The sequence below is a fragment of the Desulfogranum japonicum DSM 18378 genome, from assembly GCF_000429945.1.
Classification (GTDB): domain Bacteria; phylum Desulfobacterota; class Desulfobulbia; order Desulfobulbales; family Desulfobulbaceae; genus Desulfogranum; species Desulfogranum japonicum.
Genome location: NZ_AUCV01000008.1, coordinates 133737 through 151787 on the forward strand (window position 1 = coordinate 133737; position 18051 = coordinate 151787).

An 18051-nucleotide genomic window follows, 5' to 3' on the forward strand; every position below is an offset into this window, starting at 1 on the left:
CCTTAAAAAATGTCATGCGAATCTTTTTGCTTATTGCTTTGACTTTTCAACTCATGGCCTGTGGACTGCACATCGGCCCTGAGAATGCAGTATTAACGCAGGAGGACCTTAACCACCTCCCTGCCTGGCAAAGCGACAATTTAGAGGATGCTGTTTCTGCCACATCTCTGTTTACTCTGTTTGATTCTCCGCAACTGCGAATGCTTGTAGATGAAGCTCTTGCTGCTAACCCAGACCTGCAGCAAGCAGCCCTTAATCTACAGATTGTTCAGGTTGAGCTTAGGCAGGCCAAAGGAGACCAGATACCCCTGGTCGATGCCGATCTTTCCATGGGGAAAGAAGAAGCTTCTGAGGAGTTATACACCGGAGCCCTGTCTGTCAGCTGGACACTCGATATCTGGGGTAAATTGCGAGATATAACCAGGGCTGGCGATATGGAGGTCAATGAGAAAAGAGCACTGTTGCAGGCTGCCCGAAACGATCTTGTTGCTGAGGTAATGGGGTATTGGCTGCAGCTCGTTGCTACATCACATGATATCGGACTTCAAACAAGACGAGTGGAAACGTTGCTGAAGACAGAGAACTATATTCTCTCACGATATCGCAGCGGACTCGGTGACCTCCAGGATCTGGACAGTGCGCGCAGCGCTACCTCTTCCGCTCGGGCAACACTGGTTGAATATCAGGAAACGCGTAAACGACTCCAGCGTACATTACAGATACTGCTTGGTAAGACAACGGTTCTTACCATTGACCTACCTGAAAACTATCCAGTAGTTCTCACACCGCTCGTCGAGGTACCGGAACAAACACTGGGGAGGCGCCCTGATCTTAAGGCTGCTTATTATGCCATCCGGTCTGCAGATCTCAAAACTTCTGTTGCATATAAAGAGTTGTTGCCTGAAATTAATCTCTCCGCAGTACTTGAAGATATAGGAGATTCTCCCTCAAGTCTCTTGCTGGCTGATCCGTTGTGGACCTTGCTTGGTGATTTGGCTGCACCGCTGTTTCATGGGGGAACATTACGAGCAGAGGCTGAAATCGCTGAATTGGAAGCTGCCCAGACCTATCAGGTGTACAGGCAGACGTTACTGTCAGCCATTGGGGAGGTCGAGAATGGACTCGCCTATGAACAGGAGCTGAGCCAACGAATAGTGCTTGTCGAATCAGCGCTGAAAAGTGCCCGTAATTCCCTGGCCACTTATAGAAACAGTTATCGTGCGGGGCTGGTTGATATTCTAGATTTATTGAGCGTGCAGAAAGCAACGTATGATTTGGAATTTGAACTGGATGATCTTGTTTACAATAAACTGGCGAACCGTATTCAGCTCGGACTTGCGCTTGGTTTAGGAGTTACGGAATTATGAAACGATTGATACAGTGGATTGCGCCTCTGTTTGCTTTGCTTTTGCTTGGGGTGGCTGTTCTGTATGTTAGGGCTGATATGGGAGAGAATAAAACGGAAGGCGCGAAAAAACAGGCGGAAAATATCGTACTCCCGGATGTTTCTGTGGTTACCTCGAGTCCCGGAAGTTATATGGCTACGATTTCGGGATACGGAGAATCAGTACCGCATTATTCCCTTAGTCTGGTAGCAGAGGTAAGTGGCAGGGTGAAGAAGGTTGGAGTATCTTTTGAATCAGGCAATATTTCTAGAAAAGGTGAGTTGCTTGTCCAGTTGGATAATAAAAAATATCTCGCAGATGTAGCCACCGCCAAAAGCGACCTGGAGCAGAACAAACTTAACCTGCTTGAAGAAGAACGACAGATGGCTCAGGCAAAGGCTGAATGGGAATCTTCTGGGTTGGAAGGGGAACCTGATTCGGAACTTGTTTTGAGAAGACCGCAACTTGCTGCAGCCAAGGCGATGGTGGCAAGCAGTAAGGCAGCCCTGGAACTTGCAGAAGACAAACTTGCCCAGACCGAAGTATACGCCCCCTATGATTGTCTGGTGGTCGCCCGTAATGTTTCTCCCAGCAGTTATCTGCAGGAAGGTTCAACTATAGGATCGTTTTACAGTGTGGACAAGGTGGAAATCTCCGTACCGCTGTCCACCAGAAATTGGGATAATTTGCCGAAGCCACCTGAGCTCTCAGGTTATGCCGTGAAGATCAGCGCTGTTGACAGCGATTATTCCTGGGAGGGCAGTGTCAACCGGGTGGAGCGTAGCGTTGATACGGCAACCCGGCAGAGAGACGTGGTGGTAGAAGTCCTTGATCCTTTCAGCAGATCTACGCCGTTGCTTCCAGGCATTTTTGTACAGATTGAAATTCATGGCAAAGAGGTTGACAATCTTTGGAGATTGCCGATGTCTGCGCTCAGTCAGCGTGGTGAGATATGGTATGTAGTGGATGGTACGTTGGATAAGTTTTCGGCAAACCTTGTCTTCAGCAACCTTGACAAAATATATATCGAGGTTCCGGAAAGCCTTGGCGATTCACCACAACAGGTGTTGGTTCATCCGTTGTCAAATTATGTCTCCGGCATGAACGTGCATCCGGTGGAGGTTAAACTATGAACAGTTCGGGGAAGCTGAGGGGGGGTGACGGTTATGGGATTATTGGCTGGTTTGTCGAAAACCCAATTGCAGCAAACCTGTTGATGATAGTTGTTATCGTGCTGGGCGTCATGCAGGCGGCTAACCTGCAGAGAGAATCCTTTCCTTCAACGGAACCAAACTCAATTACCATTTCCGTTTCCTATGATTCCGGCTCCGCCCAACAGGCCGAGGAAGGCATAGCTATGAAGATTGAGGATCAACTCGAAGGTGTGAATGGCATCAAAAATCTTACCTCAGCCTCAACTGCAAGTGGTGCCACGGTAACTGTTGAAAAGCTCGATGACTATAACCTTGAGACCCTGCTTGATGATGTCAAAGATAAGATTGATGCGATTTCCACTTTTCCGGCAGATGCTAAAAATCCGGTAATCAGCAAATCCCAAAGGGAAGAGCATGCCATCTGGGTACAGCTTTACGGCGAAGCGGACAGAGCCACCTTGCAAAATCTTGCCTACCGGCTGAAGCTTGATCTCCTAAGCAACAGCTATGTCAGCCAGGTCAATACCGCCGGCTGGATCGATCCGATGATGGTCATTGAGATCGATGAAGGAAAGCTACAGGCGTACGGCTTATCACTGTCCGATGTGGAGAGTGCTGTCAACGCCACCTCTTCGGATACCATGAGTGCCGTGCTCAATGGCGATAACGTGTATCTGCAGCTTAAATCCTCCAGTCAGGCATACTACAAAACAGAATTCGCAGCTATTCCTCTGCTTACAACCAATAACGGTCATCAGGTCCTCCTGGGTGATGTTGCAGAGGTAGCAGACCTGTTTGATGATTCAACCTCTGTTCTGTCCAGGTTCAATGGTGTTAATTCCGTGGCTCTGCAGGTTATCGCGTCTGACGATGATGATATAACCGAGACTGTTTCCGGTGCCCTTGAGGTAATCACTGAGTGGCGTGATGGCGGTAAATTGCCAACAGGTGTTGAGCTGGCAACCTGGCATGATCATTCGATAAACATCAAACAGCGGCTGGCACTGCTGGGAAAGAACGCGTTTAGCGGTATAGTGCTTGTGTTTGTCCTGCTGGCAGCTTGTCTCAACCTCACTGTCGCATTCTGGGTGGCCATGGGCTTGCCTTTCATCTTCTTCGGTACCCTTTATTTTATGGGGATACCATGTATCGATCTCACCCTGAATGAATTTACGACTTTCGGATTCATTATGGCACTCGGCATTGTGGTCGATGATGCGGTTGTCATCGGTGAGAGTGTGTATACGGTCCGGCGTGGTGAAGGCGATACCAAGGCAAGCACCATTAAAGGCACCATGCTTGTGGCTGTGCCAACTCTTTTCGGTGTATTCACCACAGTGGCGGCATTTTATTCTCTTACCCAGCTCAGCGGTCGCCTGGGCCAGCTATATAGTCAGTTTGCAACAGTGGTTACCGTCTGTTTGCTTCTTTCCCTGATCGAGTCAAAGCTGATTCTGCCTGCTCATCTTAGTCATCTCAACACCAGGCGGAGCAAAATCGGCAACCCCTATCTTGCGCTTTGGCAAAAGGTGCAGGTTGCAACAGATTTTTGTCTGGAATGGTTCAATGAACAAATCTACCGCCGCGTGATTGAGTGTTCCCTTTCCCATCGTTATACGATTTCCATTCTCTTTCTGGTCGTGTTTGTACTTGTCGTCAGTATGCCGCTGACAGGGAAGGTCCGCCTCAGCTTTTTTCCGGATGTTCCCGGCGATACCATCAACGGTCAGTTGGCAATGCAGAACGATGCCAGTTACGGGCAAACACACGCGGCGTTGTCTCAGCTGGAGCAACAGGCTCTTCAGGCAGATGAAGATTTGCGAGGTGACGGCGCAGCATCAGGCATTGCCAGCCTCCAGGTTCTCTCCGAGGCTGACAGGTCCGGCAAAATTACAGTGGAGCTTGCCCCTGACAGCCCCTATGATGTCAAAAGCTTTACCAATCGCTGGCGGGAGCTTGCGGGGCAGCCGGAAGGAGCTAGGACCGTCTCAATCCAGTCCAGACATAACACCATTGATGCTTTCAGAATGGAATTACGTTCCAATGACGACCAGGAGCTAATTGCAGCTGGAGAATGGGTAAAGACTTATCTGCTTGATATACCAGCCGTCAGTGGCATTGAAGATAACCTGGAACCGGGCATGCCCCAGCTGCATATTGAACTCAACCAAGAGGGAAGGGCTCTGGGGCTGACTACAGATATGCTCTCCCAACAGATCTATCAGGCATTCAGCGGTCAGATAGTCCAGCGGTATCAGCGTAACAGTGATGAAATCGAAGTTAAGGTTCGCTATCCAGAATCCAGCAGGGGAAACCCTGCCGATGTGCTTATGGCCAATATCCGTACCAGCGACAATACGGTGTTGCCACTTGATTCGGTGGCAACCGTGACCTATGGATATACAAGGGACACGATTGATCGCATTAACGGTAAAAGGGCGGTCTATGTTTCTTCAGATATAAATAAGGAGATGCTGTCTGCCACTGAACTCGTGACCAAAGTGCAGCAGGAACTGGTAGTGCAACTCAAACGTCACTATCCCGGGCTCGACGTTCATTTTGCAGGAGAAGCCGAGCAGCAGGCTGAAACAGAGCACTCAATGATCAATATGTTTCTCATGGCTCTGTTTATCATCTATGTTCTCCTGGCGGTTCCACTCAAATCCTACGTGCAGCCGCTCCTGATCATGATGGCCATCCCCTTTGGAGTGGTGGGAGCAATTCTTGGGCATTGGTACAACAATCTCCCGCTCTGCATTCTTTCCCTGAATGGCATCATTGCATTGAGCGGAGTTGTGGTCAACGACAGTCTTCTCCTGGTAACCTGTTTCAACAGCCTGAGAAAAGAAAATCATGGCAGCGCCCCTGAAAAACTGATTGGTATTGCCTGTCGGTCCCGATTACGGGCCGTACTGCTCACCTCCTGTACTACCTACGCAGGACTCATGCCGCTTCTTGGTGAAAAAACGAGGCAGGCACAGTTCCTTATTCCAGCAGCGGTCTCTCTTGGCTATGGTATACTATTTGCCACAGTGATTACATTGATTTTAATTCCGTCTCTTCTGATGATTCAGCATGATGTGGCGTCTCTTATGGTTAGAATCAAGGAGAAATTGACAACAGCAGGGCAGCAGGCAAAAAAAATATGAAAAGCAGTATGTTCAGTGTCTATCCATAACTGTTTTTTTTCCTGATTTTTGCGGTATGCTCAAAATGTTATCTTCGAAGGTAAGTGTAGACTCCGATATCAACTCTATGTTTACAGTAAAATGTATCGCATACCCCGGAGTCTGCGCTTATCTGAACTTGAGCAAAAATATTTATTTATGGATAGACACTCTTTACCTGCTGCTCAGATTTTCTTTCGGGCAAGGGGTTGGCAGGCAAATACGAACAATACAGGAATAGACGGCATTATGCGTAAGTTCAATCGTACCATGGTGATTATCGACAATCTGTTTCACAATGGCAAGTCCCAAGCCGCTTCCATTTTCACGGGTTGTAAAGAATGGCTCGAATATTCTATCCCGTAATTCTTCTTGGATACCTGGGCCTGTATCACAGACTTCTATACAAACAAAGGCGTGGCCTTGTATCTGTCTTTCAGAAGCTTTTATGGCGATGACTGCCTGCAGGTCTTCTGCCATGGCTCTTGCGTTTTCCAACAGGTGTTTGAGTGCAGTCTGCACTTGCTGGAGGTCAGCCCAGCAGTGGAGATTTGTTTCAATATCTTGCAGGATTGTCTGTGAGTCCAAACCGATTTTTCCCAATTCCGACTGTTGCAGTACTTCAGCTGCCATTCGTTCAACATCAAACCATTCCCGATGCAGTGCTGTAGGCCGTGCAAATTGCAAGAAATCTGTGATTGTTCTTGCCATTCTGTTGGATTCACGGAGAATTATTGCCATAAGAGTGCGTACTGTTTCCGGGTCAGTGATTTCTCCATCACCCTGTGTTCCAGCGAGAATTTGTGCAGAACCGGAGATAGCTGCCAGGGGATTTCTGAAATCATGGGCGATGGATGCACTTAATTCACCGATGGCAGCCATTTTTTCCGCTTCCCTGATTTGTTTTTCCATTTTTTCGACCTGGCTGATATCGGCAATTGTTACAATTTTCCACATGTTTGGAGGCGTTTCACCTGAGTCAGCTGAAGGCATGTGGAGGTAAGAAAAAGAATAGCCTGCCCGTATTGATGAATGATCATCTCCTCGTCTCAGGTCACACACCTTTCTGGTTTGCGGTTTGTCCAACAAGATATCTGGAAAAATGGTGGTAAACAGTTGTCCAAGCACCTGGCCTTTTGAGTATCCGGTTATATTTTCGGCAGCATTGTTAAATGAGGTAATATGCTCCTGCTCGTTGGTAGTTATGATGCCAGTGGAAATATCATCAAAAATTTGCTTGTATAAAAGAGACAGACGGTCATATTCAAGGGTGGTTTTTGACAGTTCCTTTTCCGTTGTTCTCAATCTACCTGCTATCTGACCACTGACAAGGGCTGCAACGAAAAAGGTGATGCCATGAATGGCGAAGAGGTTTGAACCGGTCAGCGGGTTAAACATTGGTTTATATGGAGTTGTCAGCAGGTATTCGGGAATGATAGCTGCATAATCCATATATAAAATACCACCATACAGAATGGTGGCTGAAGCTGCTGGGATGAGGCCACCTATTTTATATAAAATGAGGCCTCCAGCTATAACGGGAAGAATAAAGACCGGGGTAAATATGGATTGACTGCATCCTGTGCCATATACCAGCAGCGCGGCAAACAGTGTATCAGAAAGAAGCTGGATAACTCCGAATTTTCGAAGAGATATTCCTGGTCGCCTGAGGTAAACAGCAGAGGCCGCTGAGTAGCCGGTGAGCACAAGCATGAATGTAATAATAATGCCATGTGGTGGCAATATTCCATCGTGGCCTTTAACGTGCAACAGAGTGGTTATAATGAGCAGGGTCGCATAAAGAAGGATACGAACAAGAAGCAGGGAAAGCAAATGGCGTTTCAACTGTTGTTCAGTATCGAGGACCGGTGAAAAAAGGTCTTTCCAGGCATAAGCTGAGTTCATAAGCGTTACAAAATGTGGATGAAACAAGTACAATAGTGTACGGGATAGTTGATATCGAATCACAAACGATTGTAACAGCCTATAGATGTTCTGTGCTTATACATTTTTCAAGCCTATCTTTTCATGAGCAAAATAGTAGTTTGTGGCAACATGCAGGCGAACGGGACATATGACTGTCAATCGATTTTGTATTTCTTGGTTTTATAACGTAAACTGCGGAAACTGATTTTCAATAATTCAGCAGCACGCATCTTTGAGTTGTCTGCTTTTTCCAGCGCGTACAGGATCATCTGCCGCTCCAGATCTTGCAGGATGTCTTCCAGACCACGTTCAAAAAGCTCATCTTCATTTTCAGCAGCCACAAAGAGTGCCGGTTTCGTGGTGTTTTGGGCTTTTGAACCTTTTTTCTTTCGATGTGCGGAAAGGATTAGATTTTCCGGTAAGATAATGTTGGACGCTTCCATAGCCACGCCGCGCTCAATAATGTTTTCCAGTTCCCTGACATTACCTGGAAAATCATATTCCATGAGCACTTCCAACCCATAAGAGGAGATCGTTTGCACTTCTTTACCGAGACGTTCACTGTATTTTTTAAGAAAATGATTAACCAGAAGAGGAACGTCTCCTTTTCTCTCTCGAAGGGGTGGAACCCGTATGGGAACCACGGCGAGACGGTAGTAAAGATCTTCCCGAAACTGACCGGATATTATTTCTTCCTCCAGTATTCTGTTGGTTGCAGCAATGATTCGAACATCAACCTGTTTGGTTTGAGTTGAACCAACAGGCATGAATTCTCGTTCCTGAAGAAACCGAAGGAGTTTGGTCTGGATAATTGGTGTCAGCTCTCCTATTTCATCCAGGAAAGCCGTACCACCATTTGCACGTTGAAATAAGCCGGCTTTATCTGCAATGGCACCGGTAAACGCTCCCTTGACATGACCGAACAGTTCACTCTCAAGCAGACTTTCAGGGATGGCGCTGCAGGTGATCGGTACAAAGGGTTGCTGTGCGACCCGTGAGTGATTATGAATGGCCTGTGCCACTAATTCTTTTCCTGTTCCCGACTCTCCAAGAATGAGTACATTGGCAGGAGTTGGAGCAATTTTTTTAATCAGATCAAAGATTTTAAGCATCTCCGGGCTTTGCCCGATGATTTCTGGAAAGCATTCGGTCCTTTGTTGAGAAGCTCCGTCTTTTTTTGAAAGGGCGGCCCTGATAACAGCAGTGATTTCCTCGACTTTAAAAGGCTTGGTGATATAATCGAATGCTCCATGTTTCATGGCGGCCACAGCATCTTCAGGATTGGCAAAAGCGGTAATCATTACCACACCGATGGAGCTGTCATGTTCTTTAATGTAAGAAAGGAGTTCAAGACCTCCCATGCCAGGCATGCGAATATCAGTAACAATCAGATCCACTTTGCTGTCCTTTTGGAGGACTATATCAAGAGCTTCCCGGCCATTGCCTGCGGTTATAACATCATAGCCTTCTTTTTGAAGAAGAATTGTGAGAAATTGCCGCATACTGAGTTCATCGTCTACAACGAGCAAAGTTGCCATACTATTTCCTGTCAAAAAAGTGCGTAGCGTATTACCTGTGACTGTATTTGATTGGCGAATCGGAGTGTTCAAGTGCCCCTCAAGCTCGCAGCATCAGTTTTGTTTCGACCAATTGCAGGACAGTAATTTTGCCGTGTATCCGAAGTCTATCTGCCGCAGAAAAAATCACCTGTGAGAAATGCGGGCCAAATCAAATCATTCATAAAGGGTAGTGAAAAAAATACATTATCCACTACCTTAAAGCCAGTGTAGCCTGCGCTCTCTATTCAAGTCAATCACTATCACAGTATCGGTTTACAAGTGTATGGAGATGCGGTAGGATAAACAATTTATATATTTATATTGAACACCCAAAGAAATTTCAGCCTTTATGGCACTTGTTCCAGGTTGTGCTGTCAAAGAAAAAAACAGGTGCACGAGTGTCGGGCACACAAAAGACAGTTTCATCGCTAACCTGATGTCAGCCCGATGAATATTTTTCTCATGCAAGGAGTACAGTGTATTTGTGAGTGATCAAGAAAATTTTAATAAGCAAACCTTGAGCGAGCATTTAACCGATCTCAGGTCATGCCTTGTAATTTCCCTTCTTGCTGTCATTGTTGGGTTTGGTGCAGCCTATGGAGTTATTCATCCCATTGCAGAATGGTTTTTCGCTCCTTTAATAAAGGTGTTACCTGAAACTAAGTCTTTGATTTTTATTTCCTACCAGGAAGGGTTTTTTTTTATCTGAAGCTCGCCCTTGTCTGCGGCGTTTTTCTCGCCTGTCCGATTATCTTCTATCAAATATGGAAATTTATTGCTCCAGGGCTCTATGAGCATGAAAAACGGATAGTATTGCCTTTCACCGTCATCTCAACAACATGTTTTGTCGGTGGAGCGGCTTTTTGTTATTTTGTGGTTTTAACCCCTGCATTCCGTTTTCTGCTAGGCTACTCCAATGATTTTCTGGAACCCATGCCTGCAGTGAGTGAATACTTTTCTCTTGCCTTGCGATTATTACTTGCCTTTGGGGTAGTTTTTGAGTTACCTGTTTTTATGGTTTTTCTTGCTAAAATTGGTGTTGTGAACAAACAATTTTTGCAGAAAAATCGTAGGTATGCTTTACTCATTGCCTTTATCGTTGCAGCAATTCTGACCCCCACACCCGATGTGGTCAATCAGTGTCTCATGGCTGGCCCCCTAATTATTTTGTACGAAGTAAGTATTGTGGCGGTGTCATTTTTTGCACGCAAGCCGTTTCTTGGTTTTTCAGAGCAACAAGAAGAGTAATTTCAGGCTAATATCTTGATGTGCCTGGATCACTCCGCACAACAAAATGACGTTGGTCTCTACCAGCGCAAATGCCGAATTCTTGCCTTCAGGGAGGGTTAGTATGTCCTATTATGCCGACTTTGAAAAAGCACTCGAAATTGGACGTCCACCAAACATTGTAGAGCTTTTTCCACATTCCAGAGCACTTCTGGTAAGCGGAAAGGTTATTGATCGAGCCATGATTGCAAAGGGTAAGGCCATGACCATTGCTGCTAACGGTCGTAGCCACCTGATAATCCGTGGAGCATTGAAAGCAGCACAGAGAGCCCGCTCCGCCATAATCATCGAGATTGCCCGTTCCGAAGGAGGTGCCGCAGCATATTGCGGGGTTAACTACTGGAATATAGCACGCCAGGTCGACGCCCTGTGTAATCAGCTCGGCATCACGGTTCCTGTGGCTATTCATGCCGACCATTATGGTATAAAAAGCATGGACGACATTCCTTTTGCACAACAGGAGATACCTTCTGTGATAGATGCGGGAATAACATCAATAGCTATTGATGCTTCCCATATGCCTGATGACCAGAATCTGCTGGCGAGTATAGAACTGGCTAAACAGGTACCAGCCTGGGCTGGATTTGAAACTGAGGTGGGTGAAATAAAAGGAACCCAGGGGCTTTCATCAAGCGAGGAGGCTCTTTTTCTCATTCAGGGACTTAATGCCCATGATGTTTTTCCGGATTGGATTGCGCTGAATAATGGAACAACCCATGGAATTGAAGCATCTGCACAAGGCATTCAGGTTGAATTGACAGCAGAGATTCATAAGGCGTTGGAAAGGTATGGCGTATCAGGGGCCCAGCATGGAACTTCAGGAAATAATTCCGACAGGTTACGGGCCATCGCCGGAATGACTAATTCAACAAAAGCCAATGTAGCTACGGCATTGCAGATGATTTCCTGGGGCCTGGTTGTTAATGATTATGGCAATGCTTCTATGGATGCTGACGGCAATTTTATAAAGGTGAAAGGTGAAGGCGTCAGTGAAGAGCTGTGGCAGGAGATGCGTGCTTATGCGGATGCACAGGGGTGGAAGAAAGGTGATTATAAAAAGTTGAACCTGGCGTTTGAAAATAAAATTTTAGGTCAGCCTCGATCCATTCGGGAACGTATGGCGAGAAGGGTAGAAGATTTTGTCTACACTTTATTGACAGAGGTGTTTAACGCAGGTGACACTGCCCACTATGGTGTTGAATGTATTCTTGATGCCGGCAGTTATGATGTTGGGCCTAAAGTTGGTCGTATTGAGTCTATTGATGAGTGGACTCCTGAAAAAATACAGACAAAGGCTGCTGCCTTGGATACTGATAAAGGGCCGGAAGGGGATTTTGACGATTGATTAATCATTTTTTCCGGTTTTGCACAGGAGCGCTTCTGGTGTGGGTACTGGTTTTGTGTACCTTCTCCAGAATCGCTTTTAACGCTGTTGACCTGAATTTGTACTGTTTAACTGAATTATTGATAAATACATAGCATAGTCTGGATAGTTCCTGGTAACTGATCACAGTGCATTTGATCTTTCCGCGATAGCCCGGCTTACGTATGCCCAATACGCTGCGTCAGCTTGGTTGCGAAAATCTCAAACACCCTGTAATCAGTTGCACATACAGGGAGTTGAGATAAAGGCTTGTTGAGAAATACATGAAAACTATTTTAATCACCGGTGCTGCCGGATTTATTGGTCACGCTTTAGCAAAACGTCTGTTGGAGCAGGGGAGAAGAGTCGTAGGGCTTGATAATTTAAATGACTATTATGACCCCCAATTGAAAAGGGATCGCCTGGCTGAACTGACGGTGAATCCTTTATTCAGCCATGTCAATTTTGATATGGCTGATCGAGCCAGAATGGCAGAACTTTTTACAGAATATTCCTTTGACGGAGTCGTCAATCTGGCTGCACAGGCTGGTGTTCGGTATTCACTGATTAACCCTCATTCGTATGTCGATACGAATCTTGTTGGTTTTGTCAATATTCTGGAAGGCTGCAGACATGGCGGGGTAAAACATCTGGTGTATGCATCCTCAAGTTCAGTGTACGGTGCCAATACCAAAATGCCGTTTTCTGTGCACGACAATGTGGATCATCCCGTCTCTCTGTACGCAGCCTCCAAAAAGGCCAATGAACTGATGGCGCATACATACAGCCACCTGTTTAATATTCCCACCACAGGGCTCCGTTTTTTTACTGTCTATGGCCCATGGGGCCGCCCCGATATGGCTTTGTTTCTCTTTACCAGGGCAATGATTGCCGGAGAGCCGATCAATATTTTTAATCATGGAAATATGGAACGGGATTTCACCTATATCGATGACATCGTGGAAGGGGTAGTTCGCGTGATTGATCATGTTCCTGAGCCTAATCCGAATTGGCAGGGAGACAGTCCGGATCCGGGAACCAGCTATTGTCCTTGGCGAGTCTTTAACATAGGCAACAACAACAAAGAAAAACTCATGCGTTATGTGGAGGTGCTGGAAAACTGTCTTGGCATTGAGGCAAAGAAAAATTTTCTTCCGATGCAGGATGGAGATGTCCCGGCTACCTATGCCAATGTAGATGATCTTATTCGTGAAGTGGGTTTTAAACCGCAAACAACCATTGAGGAAGGTGTACAACGGTTTGTGGATTGGTATCGTGCATATTACAGGATATGAAGAGCTGGCAGAGATAGTCGAACATAGAATTCACTGTAGATACCGCCGTGTTCGGCTGTCCTTGCATCTCATCTGTGATCGTTTGGCAGGGTGAAGATGCAATGCGGCAGTGTCTTGGTTCATTTAACCTGCCTCTGATACTATAATAGCTGAGCAGTGGTAACTTGCAGTTATTAAAACTGCTCTTGAGTTTGCTGTTTTATACGAAACACATCCGGTTTCCAGTTTTCTCGGCTTCCTGCATAGCAGCGCCAGTGCTATTTTTATCTTCACGGGCCTGAGTTAAAAGTTCGCCAACTGCATTTTCCGTGGCTACGTTTCTATTCTGAATGGTAAGGAATCTGTGAGTTCCTTGGGTAGGACTGTTTCCCGGACAACACCTACTACTGTCCCTGGAGAAAGGCCCTTGCTGTGCAGTTTTTTTCTGATAAGTAACCCTGGCTGGTCACTGGCAAAAGGATTTGAAAACAGTATGGAATCCATGGCGATGATGTCCCGGCTGACGGAAACTCTCCATCCACATCACCGCTATTAAGGACAGCTTTTGCACGTGCAAGGGGGAAAGACCAGCTCGCCGACATACCCTTTAATGGTAAGTCGGCTGCCTATGTGTATGATGCTTGTTTAAAGGTTTCTAAATGGGGCATTTCGTTTTGCGCTGCAATGGAATATGGCAATACCCATAGACTCAGAAGAGTGAAGTGGAAATTGCCTCGAATTCTCATTTGCATCATGCCAAGAGGCTTCTTCGAAGAAATGAAAGATATCGAACTGTCTGACTGTGTTAATCGTACATCTTTGATGTGTCGAAGAAATTGCCTATTTTTTTGTTTCTGTAAACTCCAGGGCGGCTTTTATGATCCCTTTGGTATCTATACCTGAATTCTCCCATAAAACCTGTTGTGAGGCATGTTCGATGAACTGGTTTGGGTGGCCAAGGATTTTAAGGGGAATATTCAGCCCCTGTGTTACAAGCATCTGCATTACGGAGCTGCCAAATCCTCCCTGGATACAGTTATCTTCAATGGTGATAATTTTGCCTGTCTGCTGTGCCCAGTGAGTGAGTAAAGTTTCGTCAAGCGGTTTGATAAAACGTGGGTTAAGGACAGCTGCCCTAATACCAGATTGCTTGAGTTTTTCTGCCGCTTCAAGAGCAGGATAAACACGGTTTCCAACGGGAAGAAGTAAAAGATCCTCACCACTTTGCAGCACTTCGCCTGTGCCGTATTCAAGTTCCCTCATATCTTTGTCGAGAGGAACGCCAACTCCATTGCCTCTGGGGTAACGAAGTACCACAGGGCCATTATGCCTACTGGCTGTATAGAGCATATGTTGCAGTTCATTCTCATCTTTTGGAGCCATGATGGTGAGGTTTGGAATATACCCTAAAAAGGAAAGGTCAAATATACCATGATGGGTCGGGCCATCTGCCCCTACCACACCGCTTCTATCAAGGGCGATAACTACAGGCAGGTTTGGCAGACATACATCATGGATAAGCTGATCCAATGCTCTCTGCATAAAAGATGAATAGACAGCAAAAAACGGTCGCATACCTTCCATAGCAAGGCCGGCAGCAAAGGTTACAGCATGTTGCTCGGCTATTCCCACATCAAAAAAACGATCTGGAAATTGTTCTGAAAATGCCTGGAGACCGGTACCTCCCGGCATGGCGGCTGTGATGGCAGAGATTGTTTTGTTTGATTGTGCTAGCTTGCATAAAGTACTTCCAAAAATCTTGGTGTATGAGGGCGGAGACGGAGAGGCAGGTTTTGCTTTGCCCGTCTGGATGTCAAAAGGACCAACACCATGATATGCACCGGGATTTTCTTCAGCAGGTTTGTATCCCTTACCCTTTTTTGTTATCACATGTATTAAAACCGGACGGTGCTCGTGGTCGCGTACGTTTCTCAGCGTTGTGATAAGTGCATCGAGGTCGTGACCTGGAATGGGACCTACATATTTGAATTTGAATGCTTCAAAAAGGATACCCGGGGTGAGGAAGACTTTCAGGCTCTCTTCACTCCTGCGAAGCACAGAAAGTATATTTTCCCCCACTGAGCTTAGGGCCATCAGGCGTTCTTCAATATGGTCTCGTAGCCGCCGGATGGTTTTACTGGTCATTTTTCTGCTGAGAAAGCTGGACATGGCACCGACATTCTCAGAAATCGACATCTCGTTGTCATTGAGAATGACAATGAGATTCTTGTCAAGGTCTCCGGCATGGTTCAGCGCTTCAAAAGCCATACCTGCGGTCATGGAACCGTCACCTATAATCGCTATGACCCTGCCGTCATCATCAAGTAGTTCTTTGGCGGTAGTCATCCCCAATCCGTAGGAAATCGAGGTCGAGCTATGTCCTGTCTCTACATGATCATAGATACTTTCAGAACGTTTTGGGAACCCGCTGACGCCACCTTGCTTACGTAGGGTATGAAATTGTTCCTTTCTACCGGTAAGCAGTTTGTGTGCGTATGCCTGGTGGCCCACATCCCAGATAAGTTTGTCTTCTGGAGTGTTGAACACGTAATGGAGTGCCATGGTCAATTCCACCACACCGAGACTGGGAGCCAAATGGCCACCATTTTCTGAAACGGTAGTGATTATTGTTTCACGCAATTCCCTGGCCAGGGTTAAAAGTTCTCTGTAATTCAGCTTACGCAGGTCATCCGGTGAATGGATATCTTCAAGCACTTTGCCCTGCTGATTCAGCTGGGGGTCCATCAATAACATGTCAATTCTTCCGTTCTATAATGTATACTGCCAAAGCCCGGAGTGGCTCAGCAAAGTGATTAAAAGGAGCTAACGCAGCAAGCGCAGCTTCCACAGCTTCCTGGGCCATGGCTCTAGATCGCTCTAACCCAAACAGCGATGGATACGTTACTTTATGCGCTGAAAGGTCACTTCCAACCGGTTTGCCCAATTCTTCGGTGGTTGATTCTATATCAAGGAGGTCATCCGCAATTTGGAAAGCAAGGCCTATGTTGTCTCCATAGGTTGCCAGGGCCTCTATTTGTGCAGGTGTTGCTCCTGCAACCAGTGCACCGCTACGGACCGAAGCGGTAATCAGTGCCCCTGTTTTGCTCTTGTGCATGGTCTGTAGCGCTTCGTAGGGAATATTTTTTCCCTCGTTGCTGATGTCAAGAGCCTGGCCGCCTACCATACCCATGGAACCTGCTGCTTTGGCTATAACCTGGATGATTTGCATTTGCGCCACCGGGGGGATAGCAACAGTATCGTTTCGGCTTAATAGATCAAAGGCAAAGGTGAGCAATCCGTCTCCGGCCAATATTGCTTGTGCTTCACCATAAACCACATGGTTTGTAGGCTTTCCCCGACGCAGATCGTCGTTATCCATGGCTGGCAGGTCGTCATGAATGAGCGAATACGTGTGAATGCACTCAAGAGCGCAAGCTATGGGTAACGCGGTCTGGTCAACCTTTTCATTTTGCGCCACGGATTCAGCTGCAGCAAGGCATAAAATCGGTCGTATCCGTTTTCCTCCCACAAAGAGGCTGTAACGCATTGCTTCTATGTGTTCAGCAAATGGACCTTCAGCCTGCAGCATAAGGGTGCCGAGAGCCTTTTCAACAACAGATTTTTTTTCTTTAAGATATGTTTTAATCACCTGCGTCCTCATCAAAGGGGGTAGTCGTGCAGGTCCCGTCTTTACGAAGCAGGAGGTCCACTCTGTTTTTGGCTTCTTCCAGTTTGCCACTGCAGAATTGAACCAACTGGATACCTTCATCAAATTTTTTGAGACTCGATTCTAAAGGGAGATCACCGGCTTCCAGCTCAGTTGCTATCTGCTCCAGTTTGGCGAGTGCGCTTTCAAAGTTCTTTTTGGCCATTGTCTGTTAACTCTGTTTTTCCATGGCTTGAGTATATTATCTTGCTCTCCATAAGACAGAAAGGTAATTGTATAATGTAAACATATTAGTCTTTGGTTTCAATAGCTGTTTCATTATGATCGAAAACATTGAACAATTCATTGTCTGGTTGAAGGTTGAAAAGGGGTACTCTCCGCATACCATTGCCGGGTATTCAGCTGATGTTCGTGAGCTTTTCACCTACTGTGGTGAACCGGAAAACGTGGAGACAATCAATGCTGACCAGATATCCGGGTTTGTAGCCTCCTTGTACGGGCAGAATTCCAGCACTACCATTGCCAGGAAGCTTTCATCGTTGAGAACGTTTTTTCGTTACCTGCTGCGCTGTGGCATTGTCAGCCGGGATCCTCTTGCTTCCATAGGAAATCCACGTTTGGCCCAATACGTTCCTGGATTTCTTACTGTTGATGAAGTTTTTGCTCTACTCGATGCTCCTGACGAACGGGAGAGTTTCGTGCATCGTAACAGGGCCATCATGGAAATACTCTATTCCACCGGCATGCGTGTATCAGAATTAGTTGGCAGTAACCTCAGCGATTATGATGTCAACGCTGAAATGGTTCGTGTTCGAGGCAAAGGTAACAAGGAGCGGATCATCCCTTTTGGGAAAGCCGCGGTCGAAGCCATTGCTGCCTACATGCGTGAAAGAGAGCAGATACGCCTTGACCGTATAAGCAAATGCAAAAATGTCGACGGAGAGGCCATGTTTCTGAATGCCAGAGGCGGGCGGCTCACCGTTCGGAGTGTTGAACGTTTTGTCAAAAAATATGGAGAACAGGCTGGAATAGTCACCGTGGTGACCCCGCATGCCTTACGTCACTCTTTTGCCACCCATTTGTTGGAAATGGGAGCGGATTTGCGTACAGTTCAAGAACTGTTAGGGCATGTGAGCCTTTCCACCACTCAAAAATACACCCATGTCGATGTGGAACACCTCAGTCGAGTGTATGATCAAGCCCACCCTCAGGCTCAGAAAGATGGAAATTGAACATAGGTCTCTATGTATTTTAGCTGTATGTATGCGT

12 protein-coding genes and 1 pseudogene are annotated in these 18051 nt (G+C 46.4%); 7 read left to right on the forward strand and 6 right to left on the reverse strand.

Going from position 1 to position 18051, the window contains the following annotated elements; translation table 11 throughout:
* Positions 1-14 precede the first annotated feature (14 nt).
* From G493_RS0107245 to G493_RS28270, 3 genes are read left to right on the forward strand one after another with little or no spacing between them, the layout of a single operon-like run.
* Positions 15-1367, forward strand: a complete 1353-nt coding sequence (locus tag G493_RS0107245; RefSeq protein ID WP_035273933.1) for an efflux transporter outer membrane subunit — start codon at positions 15-17, stop codon at positions 1365-1367.
* Positions 1364-2518: an efflux RND transporter periplasmic adaptor subunit gene (locus G493_RS0107250; RefSeq protein WP_028579841.1), complete on the forward strand. Its 1155-nt coding sequence runs from the start codon at positions 1364-1366 to the stop codon at positions 2516-2518. The genes G493_RS0107245 and G493_RS0107250 overlap by 4 nt, the downstream gene beginning before the upstream one ends.
* Positions 2515-5688: an efflux RND transporter permease subunit gene (locus G493_RS28270; protein WP_051309100.1), complete on the forward strand. Its 3174-nt coding sequence runs from the start codon at positions 2515-2517 to the stop codon at positions 5686-5688. Before G493_RS0107250 ends, G493_RS28270 begins: the two co-directional genes overlap by 4 nt.
* Positions 5689-5880: 192 nt before the next feature.
* Here the strand turns inward: G493_RS28270 and G493_RS0107260 are convergent, their stop codons facing one another.
* Complete coding sequence (locus G493_RS0107260; RefSeq protein ID WP_028579842.1) at positions 5881-7611, reverse strand: two-component system sensor histidine kinase NtrB; 1731 nt, start codon at positions 7609-7611, stop codon at positions 5881-5883.
* Positions 7612-7787: 176 nt separating this feature from the next.
* Positions 7788-9170, reverse strand: a complete 1383-nt coding sequence (locus G493_RS0107265) for a sigma-54-dependent transcriptional regulator (RefSeq protein ID WP_028579843.1) — start codon at positions 9168-9170, stop codon at positions 7788-7790.
* 505 nt (positions 9171-9675) lie between these two features.
* Between G493_RS0107265 and tatC the strand changes: the two are divergent.
* The 3 genes and pseudogenes from tatC (at position 9676) to G493_RS0107285 (ending at position 13136) form a co-directional block, all read left to right on the forward strand.
* Positions 9676-10439: pseudogene (gene tatC / locus G493_RS0107275) on the forward strand (twin-arginine translocase subunit TatC).
* Positions 10440-10542: 103 nt separating this feature from the next.
* Complete coding sequence (locus G493_RS0107280; protein ID WP_028579846.1) at positions 10543-11823, forward strand: class II fructose-bisphosphate aldolase; 1281 nt, start codon at positions 10543-10545, stop codon at positions 11821-11823.
* Between the two features lie 302 nt (positions 11824-12125).
* A complete protein-coding gene (locus tag G493_RS0107285) occupies positions 12126-13136 on the forward strand; it encodes an NAD-dependent epimerase (protein WP_028579847.1) in 1011 nt (336 codons plus the stop codon).
* A gap of 312 nt (positions 13137-13448) precedes the next feature.
* Here G493_RS0107285 and G493_RS33350 read toward each other — a convergent pair whose 3' ends face one another.
* The 4 genes from G493_RS33350 to xseB all read right to left on the reverse strand — a co-directional run bounded on the left by G493_RS33350 (position 13449) and on the right by xseB (position 16987).
* Positions 13449-13619, reverse strand: coding sequence for a hypothetical protein (locus G493_RS33350; RefSeq protein ID WP_153306449.1), 171 nt, complete (start codon positions 13617-13619; stop codon positions 13449-13451).
* A 336-nt stretch (positions 13620-13955) separates the two neighbouring features.
* Entirely contained in the window at positions 13956-15869 is a 1914-nt protein-coding gene (gene dxs, locus G493_RS0107295) for a 1-deoxy-D-xylulose-5-phosphate synthase (protein ID WP_051309101.1), read from the reverse strand.
* A 1-nt stretch (position 15870) separates the two neighbouring features.
* On the reverse strand, positions 15871-16776 hold the full coding sequence (locus G493_RS0107300; protein ID WP_035273881.1) for a polyprenyl synthetase family protein: 906 nt from the start codon (positions 16774-16776) through the stop codon (positions 15871-15873).
* Entirely contained in the window at positions 16757-16987 is a 231-nt protein-coding gene (gene xseB, locus G493_RS0107305) for an exodeoxyribonuclease VII small subunit (protein ID WP_028579850.1), read from the reverse strand. The genes G493_RS0107300 and xseB overlap by 20 nt, the downstream gene beginning before the upstream one ends.
* A 115-nt stretch (positions 16988-17102) precedes the next feature.
* Here xseB and xerA point away from each other — a divergent pair, with 115 nt between their 5' ends.
* The gene (gene xerA, locus G493_RS0107310; RefSeq protein ID WP_028579851.1) at positions 17103-18014 is read left to right on the forward strand and encodes a site-specific tyrosine recombinase/integron integrase; all 912 of its coding nucleotides are present in this window, start codon (positions 17103-17105) and stop codon (positions 18012-18014) included.
* Positions 18015-18051 lie beyond the last annotated feature (37 nt).